The sequence below is a fragment of the Streptomyces sp. 147326 genome, assembly GCF_045000215.1.
Lineage (GTDB): Bacteria > Actinomycetota > Actinomycetes > Streptomycetales > Streptomycetaceae > Streptomyces.
The window spans coordinates 6,291,667-6,310,930 of the sequence record NZ_CP134201.1 but is presented as its reverse complement, the minus strand read 5'-3'; the positions used below and the strand labels follow the sequence as shown (position 1 = coordinate 6,310,930).

At 70.6% G+C, this 19,264-nt stretch carries 17 protein-coding genes; 6 read left to right on the top strand and 11 right to left on the bottom strand.

All coding sequences use genetic code 11. The features are described from left to right. Positions 1–33 precede the first annotated feature (33 nt). The 4 genes from RIU97_RS28900 to coxB form a co-directional block, all read right to left on the bottom strand. Positions 34–1,281 (bottom strand): Ig-like domain-containing protein, encoded by a 1,248-nt coding sequence (locus RIU97_RS28900; RefSeq protein WP_404960503.1) that lies wholly within the window; start codon positions 1,279–1,281, stop codon positions 34–36. A gap of 129 nt (positions 1,282–1,410) precedes the next feature. Then, on the bottom strand, positions 1,411–1,809 hold the full coding sequence (locus tag RIU97_RS28895; protein WP_319721035.1) for a cytochrome c oxidase subunit 4: 399 nt from the start codon (positions 1,807–1,809) through the stop codon (positions 1,411–1,413). Next, positions 1,806–3,542, bottom strand: coding sequence for a cytochrome c oxidase subunit I (ctaD, locus tag RIU97_RS28890; protein ID WP_404960502.1), 1,737 nt, complete (start codon positions 3,540–3,542; stop codon positions 1,806–1,808). Before ctaD ends, RIU97_RS28895 begins: the two co-directional genes overlap by 4 nt. After that, complete coding sequence (gene coxB, locus RIU97_RS28885; RefSeq protein WP_404960501.1) at positions 3,539–4,510, bottom strand: cytochrome c oxidase subunit II; 972 nt, start codon at positions 4,508–4,510, stop codon at positions 3,539–3,541. Before coxB ends, ctaD begins: the two co-directional genes overlap by 4 nt. Before the next feature lie 291 nt (positions 4,511–4,801). Between coxB and RIU97_RS28880 the strand changes: the two genes are divergently transcribed. Next, positions 4,802–6,181 carry a cysteine desulfurase/sulfurtransferase TusA family protein gene (locus RIU97_RS28880; RefSeq protein ID WP_404960500.1) on the top strand — a complete coding sequence of 460 codons (1,380 nt, stop codon included), beginning with the start codon at positions 4,802–4,804 and terminating at the stop codon, positions 6,179–6,181. 305 nt (positions 6,182–6,486) lie between these two features. Here RIU97_RS28880 and RIU97_RS28875 read toward each other — a convergent pair whose 3' ends face one another. Further along, on the bottom strand, positions 6,487–7,461 hold the full coding sequence (locus tag RIU97_RS28875) for a carbohydrate kinase family protein (protein ID WP_404960499.1): 975 nt from the start codon (positions 7,459–7,461) through the stop codon (positions 6,487–6,489). A gap of 131 nt (positions 7,462–7,592) precedes the next feature. On the opposite strand from RIU97_RS28875, the gene RIU97_RS28870 reads away from it, so the two are divergent. Next, positions 7,593–7,832 carry a hypothetical protein gene (locus tag RIU97_RS28870; RefSeq protein WP_404960498.1) on the top strand — a complete coding sequence of 80 codons (240 nt, stop codon included), beginning with the start codon at positions 7,593–7,595 and terminating at the stop codon, positions 7,830–7,832. A gap of 77 nt (positions 7,833–7,909) precedes the next feature. Continuing rightward, a complete protein-coding gene (locus tag RIU97_RS28865; RefSeq protein ID WP_404960497.1) occupies positions 7,910–9,358 on the top strand; it encodes a hypothetical protein in 1,449 nt (482 codons plus the stop codon). A 99-nt stretch (positions 9,359–9,457) separates the two neighbouring features. On the opposite strand, the gene erpA is transcribed toward RIU97_RS28865, so the two are convergent. Beyond that, on the bottom strand, positions 9,458–9,814 hold the full coding sequence (gene erpA, locus RIU97_RS28860; RefSeq protein WP_030010511.1) for an iron-sulfur cluster insertion protein ErpA: 357 nt from the start codon (positions 9,812–9,814) through the stop codon (positions 9,458–9,460). A 293-nt stretch (positions 9,815–10,107) separates the two neighbouring features. Between erpA and nadA the strand changes: the two genes are divergently transcribed. Beyond that, positions 10,108–11,295, top strand: coding sequence for a quinolinate synthase NadA (gene nadA, locus RIU97_RS28855; protein ID WP_404960496.1), 1,188 nt, complete (start codon positions 10,108–10,110; stop codon positions 11,293–11,295). Between the two features lie 98 nt (positions 11,296–11,393). On the opposite strand, the gene RIU97_RS28850 is transcribed toward nadA, so the two are convergent. The 3 genes from RIU97_RS28850 to cobS all read right to left on the bottom strand — a co-directional run bounded on the left by RIU97_RS28850 (position 11,394) and on the right by cobS (position 16,299). Continuing rightward, positions 11,394–14,531 (bottom strand): efflux RND transporter permease subunit, encoded by a 3,138-nt coding sequence (locus tag RIU97_RS28850; protein ID WP_404960495.1) that lies wholly within the window; start codon positions 14,529–14,531, stop codon positions 11,394–11,396. Positions 14,532–14,668: 137 nt separating this feature from the next. Beyond that, complete coding sequence (locus RIU97_RS28845; protein WP_404960494.1) at positions 14,669–15,406, bottom strand: response regulator; 738 nt, start codon at positions 15,404–15,406, stop codon at positions 14,669–14,671. 71 nt (positions 15,407–15,477) lie between these two features. Then, positions 15,478–16,299 carry an adenosylcobinamide-GDP ribazoletransferase gene (gene cobS, locus RIU97_RS28840; RefSeq protein ID WP_404960493.1) on the bottom strand — a complete coding sequence of 274 codons (822 nt, stop codon included), beginning with the start codon at positions 16,297–16,299 and terminating at the stop codon, positions 15,478–15,480. A 70-nt stretch (positions 16,300–16,369) separates the two neighbouring features. On the opposite strand from cobS, the gene RIU97_RS28835 reads away from it, so the two are divergent. Next, positions 16,370–17,146: a hypothetical protein gene (locus tag RIU97_RS28835; protein WP_404960492.1), complete on the top strand. Its 777-nt coding sequence runs from the start codon at positions 16,370–16,372 to the stop codon at positions 17,144–17,146. Between the two features lie 109 nt (positions 17,147–17,255). On the opposite strand, the gene RIU97_RS28830 is transcribed toward RIU97_RS28835, so the two are convergent. Further along, complete coding sequence (locus RIU97_RS28830) at positions 17,256–17,534, bottom strand: hypothetical protein (protein WP_327413574.1); 279 nt, start codon at positions 17,532–17,534, stop codon at positions 17,256–17,258. A gap of 13 nt (positions 17,535–17,547) precedes the next feature. After that, positions 17,548–18,342, bottom strand: a complete 795-nt coding sequence (locus RIU97_RS28825) for a PspA/IM30 family protein (protein ID WP_404960491.1) — start codon at positions 18,340–18,342, stop codon at positions 17,548–17,550. A gap of 270 nt (positions 18,343–18,612) precedes the next feature. On the opposite strand from RIU97_RS28825, the gene RIU97_RS28820 reads away from it, so the two are divergent. Continuing rightward, positions 18,613–19,212 (top strand): DUF3043 domain-containing protein, encoded by a 600-nt coding sequence (locus tag RIU97_RS28820; RefSeq protein WP_404960490.1) that lies wholly within the window; start codon positions 18,613–18,615, stop codon positions 19,210–19,212. The last annotated feature ends 52 nt before the right edge of the window (positions 19,213–19,264 follow it).

The following is a 19,264-nucleotide window of genomic DNA, read 5'->3' as shown; positions in this document are numbered from 1 at the left end:
ACGGGTTCCCGTGGGCCCGCAGCGCGCTTCCCGTCACACAGTGGGCCGGAGGCGGGCCTGGTCCATCGGGTTGCGGCCTTCCTGGGTGCCCTTGAGGAGGGCGCTGCCCTGGCGCCAGTCCTTCCAGTCCATGTTCCAGTCGCCGAACCCGTTGCCGAAGATGTCCATGTCGTCGCCGATGCTGTTGATCACCTGGACGATGTCGCCCTCGGTGATGTTCTCGTAGAACCAGGCGGCGTTGCCCGTGCTCATACCGGTGCAGCCGTGGCTGACGTTCTCGTAGCCCTGGGAGCCGACGGACCACGGCGCGGCGTGGACGTATTCACCACTCCAGGTGACGCGAGTGGCGTAGTAGACGGGCAGGTTGTAGTACTCGCTGCCGCCGATGCCGACGGTGTCGCCGCGCATCTGGACGAAGTACTGCTTGCCGAGGACCACCTTGACCCCGTTGCGGGTGGAGAAACCGGGCTTCCCCGTGGTCACCGGGATGGTGTTGATCACTTCTCCGTTGCGCTTGAACGTCAGGTAGTGCGAGGAGGCGTCGGTGGTGACCTCGACCCGGTCCCCGATCTCCAGCTTCAGCGGCTTGGACGCGACCCCGTGGAGTTCGTCGGTGATCCTGATGCCCTCCAGGTTGCTCCGTACGGAGACGGCGGAGTTGGCGGGCCAGTAGTCCTTCGGGCGGTAGTGCAGGTTCTTGTCGTCCACCCAGTGCCAGGCGCCCTCGACTCCGGGCGGGGCGTCGACGATCAGGCCCCGTTCCACGATCGCGCGGGCGGCCTTGTCCTTGACGGGCTCGCTGAGCTCGGCGGTGAGGGGCTGTCCGACGCCGTACTTGCCCTCCTCCGGGCCGAATTCGACCTTCAGGACCCCTTTCGACGGGGTCGTGTTGAAGGTGAGCGTGCGCTGCCCTGGGGCGCCCCGCTCGTCCTCGGTGCTCACGGTGACCGTGTAGCGGACTCCCGAGGCCATCGGGACCGTGCTGTGCCAGCGGTCTCCCTTGGCGCTCAGCTCGCCCGCCAGGCGGCGGCCGTGGGTGTCCACGGCCAGCACGTCGGTGATCCGGCCGCCACCGGCCTTGGCGGTGATTTCGAGGGGGCGGTCGGGGTCCACGGGGCGGCTGCCGGCGCTCTGGTTGGAGGCGACCTGATCGCCCGCGTCGTACGGGCGGGCGGCCAGCGGGTTCTTGTCGCCGGACCCGCATGCGGTGGCGCCGGCCCCGAGGGACGCGACCAGCAGGGAGCAGCTGAGTACCGTCCAAAGACGCGGTGAGTGCTTCATGGGGCCAACGCTATGAAGATATGACAATTACGGCGCGCGGGGTGACTGCAAACGAGGGGCCCGGACTCCTCCGAAGAGGTGTCCGGGCCCCAAGTGTCCTCGCGCGGCACGTCCGCGCGCAGGTGCTGCCTACTGGTTCGCGTTCTCACCGCGGTAGTACTCGTACACCCAGCCCCACAGGCCGATCAGGATGATCGGGGCCGAGAAGTACATGAGCCACCAGCCGAAGACGACGCCCATGAAGGCGAGCGCGCCACCGATGGCCAGCGAGAGCGGCTGCCAGCTGTGCGGGGAGAAGAACCCCAGCTCGCCGGCCTCGTCGGCGACGTCGGCCTCCAGGTTGTCCTGGGCCATCTCGTCGACGCGCTTGGCCGTGAAGGCCAGGTAGTAGCCGATCATGACGCTCAGGCCGAAGGCCAGGAAGAGCGCGGTGGTACCGACGGGCTCCTTCGACCACACGCCGTACACGACGGCCATGACCAGGATGAAGAAGGAGAGCCAGAGGAACATCTTGCCCTGGATCTTCACTTGCCGGCCTCCTTGTCACCGGTGAGCGCCTGGGTGGCCCCGGCGGTGTGGTCCTCGAGGTGGTCGAGGGCCGCGATCTCCGGGTGGTGCAGGTCGAAGGCCGGGGACTCGGAGCGGATCCGCGGCAGGGTGAGGAAGTTGTGCCGCGGCGGCGGGCAGGAGGTCGCCCACTCGAGCGAACGGCCGTAACCCCACGGGTCGTCGACCTCGACCTTCTTGCCGTACTTGGCCGTCTTCCAGACGTTGTACATGAACGGAAGCATCGACAGGCCGAGCAGGAAGGAGCTGATCGTGGAGATCGTGTTCAGCGTGGTGAAGCCGTCGGCCGCGAGGTAGTCCGCGTAACGGCGCGGCATGCCCTCGGCGCCCAGCCAGTGCTGCACCAGGAACGTGCCGTGGAAGCCGATGAACAGCGTCCAGAAGGTGATCTTGCCGAGGCGCTCGTCCAGCATCTTGCCCGTGAACTTCGGCCACCAGAAGTGGAAGCCGGCGAACATCGCGAAGACCACGGTGCCGAAGACGACGTAGTGGAAGTGCGCGACGACGAAGTACGAGTCGGAGACGTGGAAGTCCATCGGGGGCGAGGCCAGGATGACGCCGGTCAGACCACCGAAGGTGAAGGTGACCAGGAAGCCGATCGTCCAGAGCATCGGGGTTTCGAAGGACAGCGAGCCCTTCCACATGGTGCCGATCCAGTTGAAGAACTTCACACCGGTCGGTACCGCGATCAGGAAGGTCATGAAGGAGAAGAACGGCAGCAGCACACCGCCGGTGACGTACATGTGGTGGGCCCACACGGTCACCGAGAGGCCGGCGATCGCGATCGTCGCGGCGATCAGACCGATGTAACCGAACATCGGCTTGCGCGAGAAGACCGGAATGATCTCGGAAACGATTCCGAAGAACGGCAGCGCGATGATGTACACCTCTGGGTGTCCGAAGAACCAGAAGAGGTGTTGCCACAGCAATGCGCCGCCGTTCGCGGCATCGAACACATGCGCGCCGAACTTGCGGTCGGCCTCCAGCGCGAAGAGCGCGGCGGCCAGCACCGGGAAGGCGAGCAGGACCAGCACACCGGTCAGCAGCACGTTCCAGGTGAAGATCGGCATGCGGAACATCGTCATGCCGGGTGCGCGCATGCAGATGATCGTGGTGATGAAGTTGACCGAACCGAGGATCGTGCCGAAGCCCGAGAAGGCCAGACCCATGATCCACATGTCGGCGCCGATGCCCGGCGAGCGGACCGCGTCCGACAGCGGGGAGTAGGCGAACCAGCCGAAGTCGGCGGCGCCGTTCGGCGTCACGAAGCCGGCCACCGCGATGGTCGAGCCGAAGAGGTACAGCCAGTACGCGAACATGTTCAGCCGCGGGAACGCCACGTCGGGCGCGCCGATCTGCAGCGGCATGATCCAGTTCGCGAAGCCCGCGAAGAGCGGGGTGGCGAACATCAGCAGCATGATCGTGCCATGCATGGTGAACGCCTGGTTGAACTGCTCGTTCGACATGATCTGCGTGCCCGGACGGGCCAGCTCGGCGCGCATGAAGAGCGCCAGCAGGCCGCCGATGATGAAGAACACGAACGACGTCAGCAGGTACATCGTGCCGATGGTCTTGTGGTCGGTGGTGGTGAGCCACTTCACGACCACGTTGCCCGGCTGCTTGCGCCGTACCGGCAGCTCGTTCTCGTACGAGTCAGCTGCGGCGGCACCCTGGGATTCGTTGAGGATGCTCACAGTTTGTTCACTTCCGCATTCCGGGCCGGGTCGGTCTGCTGGATGCCGGCGGGCAGGAAGCCGGTCTGGCCCTTCTCGGCCAGCTCCTTCAGGTACGCCTGGTACTTCTCGGGCGAGACCACCTTGACGTTGAAGAGCATCCGGGAGTGGTCGACGCCGCAGAGCTCGGCGCACTTGCCCATGAAGGTGCCCTCTTGGCTCGGGGTGACCTCGAAGACGTTGGTGTGGCCCGGGATGACGTCCTGCTTGAACAGGAAGGGGACCACCCAGAAGGAGTGGATGACGTCGTTGGACGACAGGATGAAGCGGACCTTCTCACCCTTGGGCAGGACCAGGGTCGGACCCGGGTTGCCCGTCTGGGGGTTCCTGTCGCCCGGGACGCCCTTCTCGTAGACGCCCTCGGCGCCCGCCGGGAAGGCCTTCGTGAAGCGGTCCGGGATCGAGGCGAGCTCCTTGGGAACCTCGCCCGTCTTCGGGGTCGCCGCGTCGCCGTCGACGTTCTCGACGTAGTTGAAGCCCCAGCTCCACTGGAAGCCGATCACGTTGATCGTGTGCGCCGGCTTGGAGAGGGCGAGCAGCTTCGACTCGTCACGCGCGGTGAAGTAGAAGAGCACCGAAACGATGATGAGCGGGACCACGGTGTACAGCGCCTCGATGGGCATGTTGTACCGGGTCTGAGGGGGGACCTCCACCTTCGTCCGGCTGCGCCGGTGGAAGATGACGCTCCAGATGATCAGGCCCCAGACCAGGATGCCCGTGACGAGCGCGGCCGCCCAGGAGCCCTGCCACAGGGAGAGGATGCGCGGCGCCTCCTCGGTGACCGGCGTCGGCATTCCGAGGCGGGGGAAGCTTTTCCAGTTATACGAGCAACCAGTGGCGGTCGCCAGGACCGCGCCCGCAGTCAGCGCCTGCAGCAGCTTCCGCCGCATCGGGCGCCGCGGCGAGCGGTCGGAGCCGTAGGGACTCACGTAGCGCCTTCCCGAGAGTCTCGGCCCGCGCGGCCGGCCGCGGCCGTGTTCGGGTCGGTCGCCGGCCCTGACGCAGGCAGGGGTTTGGATGTTTATGCGGACCAAACCCTACTGGACGCTATTTGGGGTCGCGCGGGGAGGGTGCCCAACGCGCCGCTACAGCCCCCGAAGGGATGGATCCGCCGTCCGGGGGACGGCGCGAACGGCCCTGAATGGCGGACTCCGGAGCACAACTGACGCCCCCTGACCTCGAACGCTCCCGGATCCGCCGCCTTGCCTTACGGTGGCCGGATGCCGTACTTCGACAGCGCGTCCGCCGCTCCCCTGCACCCCGTGGCCCGGCAGGCGTTGCAGGCCTCCCTGGACGAGGGCTGGGCCGATCCGGCCAGGCTGTACCGGGAGGGCAGGCGCGCCCGGCTGTTGCTGGACGCGGCGCGGGAGGCCGCGGCGGAAGCGGTGGGATGCCGCCCCGACGAGCTCGTGTTCACTCCTTCGGGGACGCACGCGGTTCACACGGGGGTGGCGGGGGTCCTCGCGGGGCGCCGGCGCGTAGGAGGCCATCTGACCGTGTCCGCGGTCGAACACAGTTCTGTACTCCACGCGGCGGCGGCGCACGAAGCGCACGGCGGGACGGTGACCGAGGTCCCGGTGGACCGGTCGGGCGCGGTGACCGCGGCCGGGTACGCGGACGCCCTGCTCCCGACGACCGCCCTCGCCTGCCTCCAGTCGGCCAATCACGAGGTGGGCACGGTCCAGCCGGTGGCGGAGGTGGCCGAGGTCTGCGCGGCGGCCGGGGTGCCGCTGCTGGTGGACGCGGCGCAGTCGCTGGGCTGGGGTCCGGTGGAGGGCGCCTGGTCGGTCCTGGCCGCGAGCGCCCACAAGTGGGGCGGCCCGCCCGGGGTCGGCCTGCTGGCGGTCCGCAAGGGGGTCCGCTTCGCCCCCCAACACCCCTCCGACGAGCGGGAGTCGGGACGCTCCCCCGGGTACGCGAACCTCCCCGCGATCGTGGCGGCGGCGGCGTCCCTGCGGGCCGTACGGGCCGAGGCGGAGGCGGAGGCGGCCCGGCTGCGGATCCTGGTGGACCGGATCCGGCGGCGGGTGGTGCGGCTGGTCCCGGACGTGGAAGTGGTCGGCGACCCGGACCGGCGGCTGCCGCACCTGGTCACCTTCTCCTGCCTGTACGTCGACGGGGAGACGCTGCTGCACGAGCTGGACCGAGCGGGCTTCTCCGTCTCCTCGGGCTCCTCGTGCACGAGCTCCACACTGACCCCCAGTCACGTGCTGGGGGCGATGGGCGTGCTGTCGGAGGGGAACGTACGGGTGTCCTTGCCACCGGGGACCACGGCGGAGGAGGTCAACGCGTTCCTGGAGGTGCTGCCGGGTGCGGTGGCGGGCGTACGCGAGCGGCTCGGCGTCTCGCAGCCGCCGGCGGTGCAGCCGGTGGCGGACTTCCTGGAGCTCGACGCGCTCGGCCTGCGGTGCCCGCAGCCGGTGATCGAACTGGCCCGGGCCATCTTCCGGGTTCCGGTGGGCGGCACGGTCACGGTCGTCTCCGACGACGAGGTGGCCCGGCTGGACATCCCGGCGTGGTGCGCGATGCGGGGCCAGGAATACGTGGGCGAAACCCCCCGCGAAACCGGCTCCGCCTACACGGTCCGCCGCCTGCTCTGAACCGGGCTCCGCCCGGTCCTTTCAGCCTCGGCGGCGTTTGAGGCGGCGCCGTATCCGGCAGGACCACCGGCTCCGCCGGCGGGGCTGGATATTGCCGGCGTCAGCCCCCACGTGCGCGCGGCACAAATCCCAGCCCCTCCGGCGCTTGAGGCGCGGGGTTCGGGGCGGAGCCCCGTGCCCGGCGGAGCCGGGCTTCCTGGGGCTCCGCCCCAGACCCCGCGCCTCAAACGCCGGCGAGGCTGAAAGGCGGCGGAGCCCCGGCAGCGGCGGGGCGGGACCCCACCGCTCGGGCACAGCGGCAGCGACTAGGCCAGATGGGCGCGGACTTCGGCGGCGGCCTCTTCGCCGTAGGCCTTCGTGAAGCGCTCCATGAAGTGGGCCCGGGCCAGGGTGTACTCCTGGGTGCCGAGCGTCTCGATGACCAGCGTCGCGAGCATGCAGCCCAGCTGCGCCGCCCGCTCCAGGCCCACACCCCAGGCCAGGCCCGTGAGGAACCCGGCGCGGAACGCGTCGCCGACACCCGTCGGGTCGACCTTCGCGGTCTCCTCCGGGCAGCCGACCACGATCGGGGCCTCGCCGACCCGCTCGATCTTGACGCCGTTGGAGCCCAGCGTGGTGACCCGCGTGCCGACCTTCGCGAGGATCTCCGCGTCGGTCCAGCCCGACTTCGACTCGATGAGGCCCTTCTCGTACTCGTTCGAGAAGAGGAAGGTCGCGCCCTCCATCAGGGTGCGGATGTTGTCGCCGTCCATCCGGGCGATCTGCTGCGAGAAGTCGGCGGCGAAGGGGATCCCCCGCGTCCGGCACTCCTCCGTGTGGCGCAGCATCGCCTCGGGGTCGTCCGCGCCGATCAGGACCAGGTCCAGCCCGCCGACCCGGTCGGCCACGGCCTTCAGCTCGATCAGGCGGGCCTCGCTCATCGCGCCCGTGTAGAAGGAGCCGATCTGGTTGTGGTCGGCGTCCGTGGTGCACACGAAGCGCGCGGTGTGCAGCACCTCGGAGATCCGGACGGACTCGGTGTCGACGCCGTGCCGGTCCAGCCAGGCGCGGTACTCGTCGAAGTCGGAGCCGGCGGCTCCGACCAGGATCGGGCGGCTGCCGAGCTGCCCCATGCCGAAGCAGATGTTCGGGCCGACGCCGCCCCGTCGCACGTCGAGGTTGTCGACGAGGAAGGAGAGGGAGACCGTGTGCAGCTGGTCGGCGACCAGCTGGTCGGCGAAACGGCCGGGGAAGGTCATGAGGTGGTCGGTGGCGATGGAGCCGGTGACTGCAATGCGCACGGCGTGGACGCTCCTGCTGAGGACGGCGAGGGACAGTCAAAACTACCCGGTAAGCGACCCCAGGCCGAACCCCAGAAACTACCCCTTAGTAGCTCTTTCTTCGCGAGAGCCGCGATGCTTACGGTGCCTTCATGACCTATACCGATGGTTACGGCTACGGCGAGTACACCGCGGACAAGCGCGGCACGGAAGCCCTCCGGCCGCCCGGCCTCGCCCGGCTGCTGGGCGACTGCGCCCGGATGGCCCCGCACTGGGCGGTCCCGGCGGACCCCCGGCCGGCCCGCGTGGCGCCCTCGCAGATCCACGGGATCAGCGTCCCGTCGGCCTCGGCGCGGCTGATCGCCTCCACCGCGGCGTACGGGGACCAGTAGGAGGGCGGGGAACCGGTTGCGCCCCTGTTCCGTCACACCCGCATCAGACACGGCGGGACCGGTGAAGGAGCGATGCAGTGACCAGCGAACAACCCGACACATCACGCGGTACACGACGGCGGCCCGCCTGGGCCGTGGGCTCGATCGCGGCCGCGGTGCTGCTCGCGGGCGGCGGCACGGCGTACTGGGCGTCCACCGCCCACGGCGACGGCGGGCCGGGGCACCGTACGGGTGACAGCGCGGCCTCGGCGCCCCGTGACGCGGGAGACCCCCCGGGGCCGGGCATCGCGCCCGGTGAGCCCGATCCCTCCGGCGAGGGGGTGGTCTACCGGGCCGATGTGAAGCTCCCGGAGGGCCCGGCCTCCGCGCCCGCCTTCGCCGCGTCGGGCGAGGTCACCTCGGCGGAGGTGGCCCGGCTCGCCGCGGCCCTCGGCATTCCGGGCGAGCCTCGGCTCTCCGGGGACGTCTGGCTGGCCGGGGAGGCGGCCGACGGCTCCGGTCCCCGGCTCACGGTGAGCCGTACGGCTCCGGGGACCTGGAACTTCGCCCGCTTCCAGGCGCCGACCAACGGCACCGGGGACGACTGCGCGCGCGGCAAGGACACCTGCGGCCCCGCGACCGTCCCGCAGGACGGCGGCGCGGTGCCGGGCGCGGACAAGCCCGCGGCCTCGGCCAAGCCGGTGTCCGAGGAGGCCGCCAAGGCCGCCGCGGCCCCCGTGCTGGCCGCCGCGGGGCTGGACGGGGCGAAGCTCGACGCCAGGCTCGCGCAGGGTTCGGTGCGGGTGGTCAGCGCCGATCCGGTGCTCGGCGGGCTGCCCACGCAGGGCTGGTCCACGAAGGTGAGCGTGGCCGGCGACGGCTCGGTGGTGGGCGGCAGCGGCGAGCTGAAGGCCCCCGTACGGGCGGCCGACCAGCCGGTGGTCGGGGCCGTGGAGGCACTGGCCAAACTGAACGCGAAGTCGGGCGGCCGCGAGGGCACCGGCCCCGACCCCAGCGGCTGCGCCACCGCGGTCCCGCTGTCGCCGGACGCCCCGGTGGCGGCCACCGACACGGTGCCGTGCAATCCCGAGCCGCGGCCCATGAAGCCCCCGCGGACGGAGACGGTCCAGGGCGCGGTGCTCGGGCTGGCCCCGGGCACGGTGAACGGCTCGCGGGGTCTGGTTCCGGCCTGGCTCTTCGAGGTGGCGGGCCGCGGCGGCGCGCCCGCGCACACGGTGTCCCAGCCGGCCGCTGCTGAGAGCGCCCCCGGCCCGAAGGAGGGTCGTACGGTGCCCGGATTCTCGTACGCGGAGGCCGACCGGAAGCTGACCGTGAACTTCTGGGGCAGCGTGTGCAGCACCTACGCCGTGGAGGCGCGGGAGTCGGCCGAATCGGTCCTGGTGAAGATCACGGACACCCCGAACAAGCCGGGCCAGGCCTGCATCATGCTCGCGCAGGAGATGTCCGTGACGGCCACGCTGCAGCAGCCGCTGGGCGACCGGAAGGTGCTCGACGCGACCACGGGCAAGCCGCTCCCCCGGCAGTAGGAGCGGGCGCCCGGCCCCCCGGGCATGCGGCGAGGGCCCGCCTCCGGTCGATGCGACCGGAGGCGGGCCCTCGTCGTGGGACGCGCGGAGCGTCCGGGCTTAGCTGAACGAGTCGCCGCAGGCGCAGGAGCCCGTGGCGTTCGGGTTGTCGATCGTGAAGCCCTGCTTCTCGATGGTGTCGACGAAGTCGATGGACGCGCCGTGGAGGTACGGGGAGCTCATCCGGTCCGTGACGACCTTCACACCGTCGAAGTCCTTCACGACGTCGCCGTCGAGGGAGCGCTCGTCGAAGAAGAGCTGGTAGCGCAGGCCGGAGCAGCCACCGGGCTGGACGGCGACGCGCAGCGCCAGGTCATCGCGGCCTTCCTGCTCCAGCAGGGTCCTGACCTTTTCGGCGGCGGCGTCGGACAGGAGGATGCCGTCGCTCACGGTGGTCTTGTCGTCCTGTACGGACATCTGCATTCACTCCCGAAGTGGGCGGCTCCCCGCCGGAGACGGGGAAACGTCGGACTCTTGCCGTCGGTGGCAACGAGCGGGACCGCGGATTCATTCCGGGGCCCGACGCTTGTTTCAGATATTCCATGCTCGCACACCGCGCGCGGGGCGGGCCCGACGAATCGAGGGCTGATGCGTCACATTGACACTATCGGGCATCGTCAAACTGACGTGAAGCGGTTATGATAGATAACGTCAAGTAGACGAGAAGTCGAAGCGATGATCCAGAAGTCCCTTGTCGCAGAACAGAAAGGGTGCGTGTCGTGACCACCGCCCAGCCGTTGGACGTCCAGCCGACGCCCCTTGCCCTGCTGCTGCTCGGCCGCGAGGCCGACCCCAAGAGCGAGCGCGGGGTGGAGTGCCCGGGCGACCTGCCCTCGCCCTCGGACCCGAACCTCGTGGAGCGTGCCCGCGCGGCCAAGGAGAAGCTCGGGGACAAGGTCTTCATCCTCGGCCACCACTACCAGCGTGACGAGGTCATCGAGTTCGCCGACGTCACCGGCGACTCCTTCAAGCTGGCCAAGGACGCGGCCGCCAAGCCGGAGGCCGAATACATCGTCTTCTGCGGCGTGCACTTCATGGCCGAGTCCGCGGACATCCTGACCTCGGACGACCAGAGGGTGGTCCTGCCGGACCTGGCCGCCGGCTGCTCGATGGCCGACATGGCCACGGCCGAGCAGGTCGCGGAGTGCTGGGACGTGCTGACCGAGGCCGGCATCGCCGGTGCCACGGTTCCCGTCTCGTACATGAACTCCTCCGCCGACATCAAGGCCTTCACCGGCAAGCACGGCGGCACGATCTGTACCTCGTCCAACGCGAAGAAGGCCCTGGAGTGGGCCTTCGAGCAGGGCGAGAAGGTGCTCTTCCTCCCGGACCAGCACCTGGGCCGCAACACCGCAGTCCGCGACATGGGCATGTCCCTGGACGACTGCGTGCTCTACAACCCGCACAAGCCGAACGGCGGCCTGACCGCCGAGCAGCTGCGGAACGCCAAGATGATCCTGTGGCGCGGGCACTGCTCGGTCCACGGCCGGTTCTCGGTGGACTCCGTCAACGACGTCCGCGCCCGCATCCCCGGCGTGAACGTCCTGGTCCACCCCGAGTGCAAGCACGAGGTCGTGGCGGCCGCGGACTACGTCGGCTCGACGGAGTACATCATCAAGGCGCTGGAGGCGGCCCCGGCCGGCTCCAAGTGGGCCATCGGCACCGAGCTGAACCTGGTCCGCCGTCTGGCGAATCGATTCGCCGCGGAGGACAAGGAGGTCGTCTTCCTCGACAAGACGGTCTGCTTCTGCTCGACGATGAACCGCATCGACCTCCCGCACCTGGTGTGGACCCTGGAGTCCCTGGCCGAGGGCACCCTCGTCAACCAGATCCAGGTCGACAAGGAGACGGAGAGCTTCGCGAAGCTCGCGCTGGAGCGGATGCTCGCCCTCCCGTAGCCGTCGCGCCGGAACGCCGAAGGGGCGCCCCCAGGTGGGGGCGCCCCTTCGGCGTTCCGGCCGGGGAGGCGCGGGCCCCGGAGGGCCCGCGCCCGCCGTCAGACCTTCGCGGGCTCGCCGTCCGCCTCGTCCGCGGCTTCCTGCGGAGCCGGGACCACCGTCAGGCGGGCCCGCTTCTTCTCGCGGCGGCGCTCCTTGCGGAGCTCGACCATCGTGTAGAGGGTCGGCACCAGGAGCAGCGTCAGCAGGGTCGAGCTGATCAGGCCGCCGATCACCACGACCGCGAGCGGCTGCGAGATGAAGCCGCCCTCGCCGGTGACGCCCAGCGCCATCGGGAGCAGCGCGAAGATCGTCGCCAGGGCCGTCATCAGGATCGGGCGCAGACGGTGCCGGCCGCCCTCGATGACCGCTTCGACGACGCCCAGGCCCTGGGCGCGGTACTGGTTGACCAGGTCGATCAGGACGATCGCGTTGGTCACCACGATGCCGATGAGCATCAGCATGCCGATCATCGCCGGGACGCCCATCGGGGTGCCGGTAACGAGGAGCAGGCCGAGTGCGCCGGTCGCCGCGAACGGGATGGAGACCAGCAGGATCAGCGGCTGGATCAGCGAGCGGAAGGTCGCGACCAGCAGCATGAACACGATCGCGATGGCCGCGAGCATGGCCAGGGCGAGCGAGCCGAAGGCCTCGTCCTGGTCCTCGGAGACGCCGCCGATGGAGGCGGTGGCACCCTCGGGCAGGTCCAGGGCCTTGAGCTTCGTCTGGAGCTCGGCGCTGACCGCACCCGTGTTGTCGCCCTGCGGCCTCGCGGTCACCGTCGCGGCGCGGGCGCCGTCGATCCGGGTCATCGCGACCGGGCCGGCGACCTCCTTGACCTCGGCGATGTCGCCGAGCTTGACCGGGCCGACCGGGAGCGCCTGCAGTTCGGCCAGGGTGGTGGCCGGCTGCGCGGACTTGATGACGATGTCCCGCTCGGTGTCGTCCAGTACGGCCTTGCCCGCCGGGTTGCCCCGTACGGCCTGCGCGACGATCGCACCGAGGGCGGCCTGGTTCAGGCCCGCCTCCGCGGCCTTGGGGGTGGCGGTCACCGAGATCCGGGGCACGGACTGGGACAGGTCGCTCTGCACGTCGGTGACGTTGTCGAGCTTGGCCACCTCGGCGCGGACCTGCTCGGCGGCCTTGGCGAGGACCTCGCCGTCGCCGGCCTTGACGACCACGCTGAGGTTCTGGCTGCCGAAGGCGTCGCCCGCCGAGATCCGGGTGTCGCCGATGCCGTCGAGCCCGGCCAGCTTGTCCTCGATCTGCTTCTTCACGGCCTCCCCGTCGCCCGCGTCCTTCAGCGAGACCTGGTACGAGGCCTGGTTGGAGCCCGTACCGCCGCCGAAGGCCGCGAGGAAGCCGGAGGAGCCGACGGTGACCTGGTAGCTCTTGACGCCCTCGACCGAGGCCAGCACCTTCTCGATCTTGCGGCTCGCCTCGTCGGAGGCGGCCAGCGAGGTGCCGGGGGCCAGCTCCTGCTTGACCGTCAGGACTTCCTGCTCGCCCTGGTCGAAGAAGTTGGTCTTCAGCATCGGGGTCATCCCGAAGGTGCCGAAGAGGACGACCACGGCGATGGCCACACTGGTCAGGCGGCGCCGGGTGGCGAAGCCGAGGACCCGTACGTAGAACCTCTGGAGGCGGCTGCGCGCCTCCTTCTCCTCGGCCTCGCGCCGGGCCTTCGCCGCGCTTGCGGCGTCTCCGGCCGTGACGCCCTTGGGCGCGCTGAGGAACCAGTACGAGAGCACCGGAACGACCGTCAGCGAGACGAGCAGCGAGGCCAGCAGGGAGGCGGTGACGGTGAGCGAGAAGGAGCCGAAGAGCTCGCCGATCATGCCGCCGACGAGGCCGATCGGCAGGAAGACGGCGACGGTGGTGAGCGTGGAGGAGGTGACCGCGCCGGCGACCTCCTTGACCGCGGTGATGATGGCGGCCTCGCGCTCCTCGCCGTAGCCGAGGTGGCGCTTGATGTTCTCCAGGACCACGATCGAGTCGTCGACGACGCGGCCGATGGCGATCGTGAGGGCGCCCAGGGTCAGCATGTTGAGCGACAGGTCGCGGGTCCACAGCACGATGAGCGCGAGGACCACGGACAGCGGGATGGAGACCGCGGTGACCAGCGTCGAGCGCAGCGAGGCCAGGAACACCAGGATCACGATCACCGCGAAGAGCAGGCCGAGCAGGCCCTCGGTGGTGAGGCTGGAGATGGACTTGGCGACGGCCGGGCCCTGGTCGCTGACGACGGTCAGGTCGGCGCCGGCGCCGAGGGTGGACCGCAGCTCGGGGAGCTTGTCCTTGACGGCGTCGGAGATGGCGACGGCGCTGCCGTCCTTGTCCATGGTGAGGACGAGGGCGAGGCTGGGCTTGCCGTTGGTGCGGGTGATGGAGTCGGCCCTGGCCGCCTCCTGCTTCACGGTGGCGACGTCGCCGAGACGGACGGCCGGCTTGCCGGGTCCGGGGCTCAGGCGCAGGTCCTCCACCTGGGCGAGGGAGGTGTAGCCGGCGCCCACCCGTACGGTGCGGTTCTTGCCCGCCTCGTCGAAGGAGCCGGCGGGTACGGCAGCGCCGCCCGCCTGGAGGCCCTGGGCGAGCGCGGCGCCGTCGAGACCGGCGGCCGCGAGCTTGGCCTCGTCGGGGGTGACGGTGACCTGGAGGTCCTGGACGCCGTCGACGCTGACCTGGCCGACGCCCTCGATGTCCGACAGGACGGGGACGACGGACCGTTCCAGCTGGTCGGCGAGCGCCTGCTGGTCCTTGTCGGAGGTGACGGCGAGGATGACGGTCGGGATGTCGTCGGTGGAACCGGCCACCACCTGCGGGTCCACCTCGGCGGGCAGCCGGACGCGGGCCCGGTTGACGGCCTGCTGGACATCGGCGACGAGCTGCTTGGTGCCGCTGTCGCCGTAGTCGAAGGTGGCCATGATGAGGGCGTTGCCCTCGCTGGCGGTGGAGGTGATGCCGGTGATGCCGTCGACGCCCTTGAGCATGGACTCGATCGGTTCGACGACCTGCTTCTCCACCACGTCGGGCGAGGCGCCCTGGTACGGCGCGAGCACGGACACCATCGGCAGTTCGATGGAGGGCAGCAGCTGCTGCTTGAGCTGCGGGATGGCTATGGCGCCGAAGAGGAGCGCGACGATCGACACGAGGCCGACCAACGCTCTTTGGGCAAGGCTGAAGCGGGACAGCCACGACATGGGTATGAGGTCTCTCTGCAGGAACGAACGCGATGGAACTCCCACCCTGTCCCATGGCGCGGGGGCGTTGCGTCGCTCGCAGGTGCCGTCCTTATGTGCGGCATACCGCGTCTGCAGTACACGGCAGTACTGCGGTGCTACTCCGCGGACTCCGCGCGCGGCCGGACCAGGCCCGATTCGTAGGCAATGACCACCAATTGCGCCCGGTCGCGGGCGCCGAGCTTGGCCATGGCCCGGTTCACGTGGGTCTTGACGGTGAGCGGGCTGACCTCCAGCCGTCCGGCGATCTCGTCGTTGGACAGCCCCGCGGCGACGTGTACGAGGACCTCGCGCTCCCGGACGGTCAGCGCGGCGAGCCGCTGCGCGTGCATCCCGGCCGAGGCTCCGCCGGCGGCCGGGTCGGCGCCGCCGCCCTGTGCGAGGAAGGTGGCGATGAGACCTTTGGTGGCGGCCGGGGAGAGCAGTGCCTCGCCGGCGGCGGCGACGCGGATGGCGTTGAGCAGCTCCTCGGGCTCGGCGCCCTTGCCGAGGAAGCCGGAGGCGCCGGCCCGCAGGGCCGAGACCACGTACTCGTCGACCTCGAAGGTCGTCAGCATCACCACGCGCACGGCGGCGAGTTCCGGGTCGGCGCTGATCATGCGGGTGGCGGCGAGCCCGTCGGTACCGGGCATCCGGATGTCCATGAGCACGACGTCGGCGCGGGTGCGGCGGGCCAGTTCGAAGGCCTGGGCCCCGTCGGAGGCCTCCGCGACGACCTCCATGTCGGGCTCGGAGTCGACGAGCACCTTGAAGGCGCTGCGCAGCAGTGCCTGGTCGTCGGCGAGCAGCACCCTGATGGGCGCGGCGGCGGGCAGGTCCGTCGGCGTGTCGTCCACGGGGTGAGCGTACGCGGGCCCGCCCGGGCCGGCCGCACGGGTCCCGTCGGACCGGACGGCGCTCGGGTGGCTCAGCCGAGGGCGAGGACGATCAGGGCGGTGGTCGCCGCGACCTCGGCGAGGGCGCCGAAGACGTCGCCGGTGACCCCGTCGAAGCGGCGTACGCAGCGGCGGAGCAGCAGCTGCGCGGCGAGCAGGGCCAGCAGGACCGCCGCCGCCTGCCGGCCGGCGGCGGGGAGGCCCAGCGGGAGGGCGGCGGCCGCGGCCGCGGCGACGACGAGCACGGCGATCGCGGCGGCGACGGCGCGCGGGACCGCCCCGGCGACGGCGGCGCCGAGCCCGCCGGGGCGGGCGGCCGGGACGCCTTCGCGGCAGGCGAGGGTCATGGCGAGGCGGGCCGTCACCGCGGCGACCACGGCGGCGAGGGCGCCGCGGATCCAGCTGTCGGCGTACACGTCGGACAGGGCCGCCACCTGCACCAGCATCACGATCACCAGGGTCACGACACCGAAGGGGCCGATGTCGGACTGCTTCATGATGCGCAGGGCCTCGTCGGCCGGTTTGGCGCTGCCCAGGCCGTCCGCCGTGTCGGCGAGCCCGTCCAGGTGCAGCCCCCGGGTCAGCGCGGCCGGTACGGCGACGGTGACGGCCGCCGCGAGCAGCGGGCCCCCGCCGAGCAGCAGCAGGAGCACGCCGGGCACGGCCGCGAGCACGCCCACGACCAGCCCGGCGAGCGGGGCGCAGGCCATCCCGGTGCGGGCGGCGGGGCGGTCCCAGCGGGTGATGCGGGCGGGCAGCACGGTGAGGGTGCCGAACGCGAAGCGGAGGCCGTCGGGGAACGAGGCGCGTTCCGGGGGCGGCGTCAGGGGCGGGCCGTCGAACGAATCTGTCATCGGCGGGAACGCTACCCCTTCGGCGCGAGCGGTAAATTACCCATTACGTGCCAAATAGGGAGTCCGTGGGATGGGTCACTGGTGGTATCGGAACATCGTCGAACCGGGCAAGCTCCCCCTGCTGCTCGCTCTGGTCTCCTTCGTGATGTCGTTCCTGGTCACCCGCGTGATCACCCGGATGATCCGGGCCGGCCGGGGCCCGTTCAAGAACGTCACCCCGGGCGGTCTGCACATCCACCACGTCGTCCCGGGCGTGATCCTCGTGATCATCGGCGGCTTCGGAGCGGTCGGCGCCGGCCGGTACGGCTTCGGCGGGGCGCTCTCGGCCGTGATCTTCGGGCTGGGCGCGGGCCTGGTCCTGGACGAGTTCGCGCTGATCCTGCACCTCGACGACGTCTACTGGAGCGAGCAGGGCCGCAAGAGCGTGGAGATCGTGGTCGTGACGGCGGCGGTCGTGGCCCTCGTCCTGGGCGGGTTCGTGCCCTTCGGGGTGAACGACCTGACCCCCGAGGAGCGCCAGAGCCGCGGACTGGTCGCCATGAACGCGGCCGGCAACTTCTTCCTGGCCCTGATCGCCCTGTGGAAGGGCAAGGCGCGCACCGCGCTCTTCGGCGTGATCGTCCCGTTCGTGGCACTGGTCGGGGCGATCCGGCTGGCCCGGCCCGGGTCCCCGTACGCGAAGAGGTTCTACGCGAACCGCCCGCGCGCCCGCGCCAAGGCGGGGCTGCGCGCCTTCCACCACGACCGGCGGTGGGCGCGGCCGCGCCGCAGGTTCGAGAACTTCATCGGCGGCACCCCCGACCCCGAGCGGACCGCGGTCTCGCTGGAGAAGCCGCCCCCGCCGTGACGCCGACGGGCCCTCCCCGGAAGGGAAGGGCCCGTCGTGCCGTCGGTGTGTCCGTGTGCGGTGCGTCCGGCCCGGATCGGCCCGGACCCAGCCCCGGATCGGCCCGGACTCAGCCGGGGATCAGCCCGTCGTCGCTGAGCATCTCCCGGACCTCGTCGAGGCTCGCGTCGGGGCCGGGCAGGATCAGCTCGGACGGCTCCAGCGCGTCGTCCGGGAGCGGCTCGCCCAGCCGCCGTACCGCTTCGAGCAGGGCGCCCAGCGTGCGCCGGAAGCCCTCCGAGTCCCCGCTCTCCATCTCCGCGAGCAGTTCGTCGTCCAGCTTGTTGAGCTCGGCGAAGTGGCTGTCGGCCAGCTCCACCTGACCTTCCCCCATGATGCGGACAATCATGACGGGCCCCGTCCTACTGCTTGTCGAACCGGTGCTGGGTCTGCGACTGCTGGGTGTTGCCCGGGGCGCCGCCCTCGATGGCCTGCTGCTGCGCGGACGGGCCGCCCGCCAGCTCGGCCTTCATGCGCTGGAGCTCCAGCTCCACGTCCGTACCGCCCGACAGGCGGTCCAGCTCGGCCTGGATGTCGTCCTTGGAGCCCAGCCCGCTCTGGTCGTCGAGCGCGCCGGAGGCCAGCAGCTCGTCGATCGCGCCGGCGCGGGCCTGCAGCTGGGCGGTCTTGTCCTCGGCCCGCTGGATGGCCAGGCCGACGTCGCTCATCTCCTCGGAGATGCCGGAGAAGGACTCCGCGATCCGGGTCTGCGCCTGGGCCGCGGTGTAGGTGGCCTTGATGGTCTCCTTCTTCGTGCGGAAGGCGTCCACCTTGGCCTGGAGCCGCTGGGCGGCGAGGGTCAGCTTCTCCTCCTCGCCCTGCAGGGTCTGGTGCTGCACCTCCAGGTCGCTGACCTGCTGCTGGAGCGAGGCGCGGCGGGACAGGGCCTCGCGGGCCAGGTCCTCGCGGCCGAGGGCGAGGGCCTTGCGGCCCTGGTCCTCCAGCTTGGCGGACTGGCCCTGGAGCTGGTTCAGCTGCAGCTCCAGGCGCTTGCGGGAGGTCGCCACGTCGGCGACTCCGCGGCGCACCTTCTGCAGCAGCTCCAGCTGCTTCTGGTACGAGTAGTCGAGGGTTTCGCGCGGGTCCTCGGCCCGGTCAAGGGCCTTGTTCGCCTTCGCGCGGAAGATCATCCCCATACGCTTCATGACACCGCTCATGGGCTTCGCGCGCCCCCTTCTAGACGGACTGTGCTCCAGGTCACCGACAGAACCCACAGTACGGGCCCTGTCTCCATTACCGCACTGTTCGAGTACGGATGCGCTCCTCCTCCAGGACGACTACACCCGAGCCGTATCAGGCGTAAGGAGTAGGTGATCCCAGGAGAGGCGGACACCGCACACACCGTGCAATGGGAAGACGCCCGCCGTTGCCGGATCGTTCCCCACCGGGGTGGGGCCCGTGCCCGCAACCACGTAGGCTTGGGTTTTGTGTTTGGTAGCCGCTCCTCCAAGGAAGAGAAGGCCGCCGCCACCGACAAGGTGAGCGCCGACCTCTCGCAGCCCCGTGACCCGCAGGCCCCCAAGGGCCGCCCTACGCCGAAGCGTGCTGTGGCCCAGTCGCAGCGCAAGGCCGTGGTGGCCTCGACCGGCAATCGCAAGGAGGACGCCAAGCGAGCCCGTGAGCGCCGCCGCGCTGAGATGGCCAAGCAGCGCGAGGCGCTGGCCAGCGGCGACGAGCGTTATCTGCCCACCCGGGACAAGGGCCCCGTCCGCAGGTACGTCCGCGACTTCGTGGACTCCCGCTTCTCGGTCGCCGAGATGTTCCTGCCCCTGGCCGTGGTCATCCTGGTGCTCAGCATGGTCCGGCAGCCGGCGATCCAGAACGTCGCGCTGCTGCTGTGGCTCGGCGTGATCGCCCTGATCATCCTCGACTCCATCGGCCTGGTGTTCCGCCTGCGCAAGGCACTGAACGAGCGCTTCCCGGACGAGCCGCGCCGCGGCGCGATCGCCTACGGCCTCATGCGCACCCTCCAGATGCGCCGGCTTCGCCTGCCGAAGCCGCAGGTCAAGCGCGGGGAACGGCCCTGAGCGGATTCTCCGAGGGCGCGCGGATCTGGCTCGAGGGCCTCGGCGGACTCCG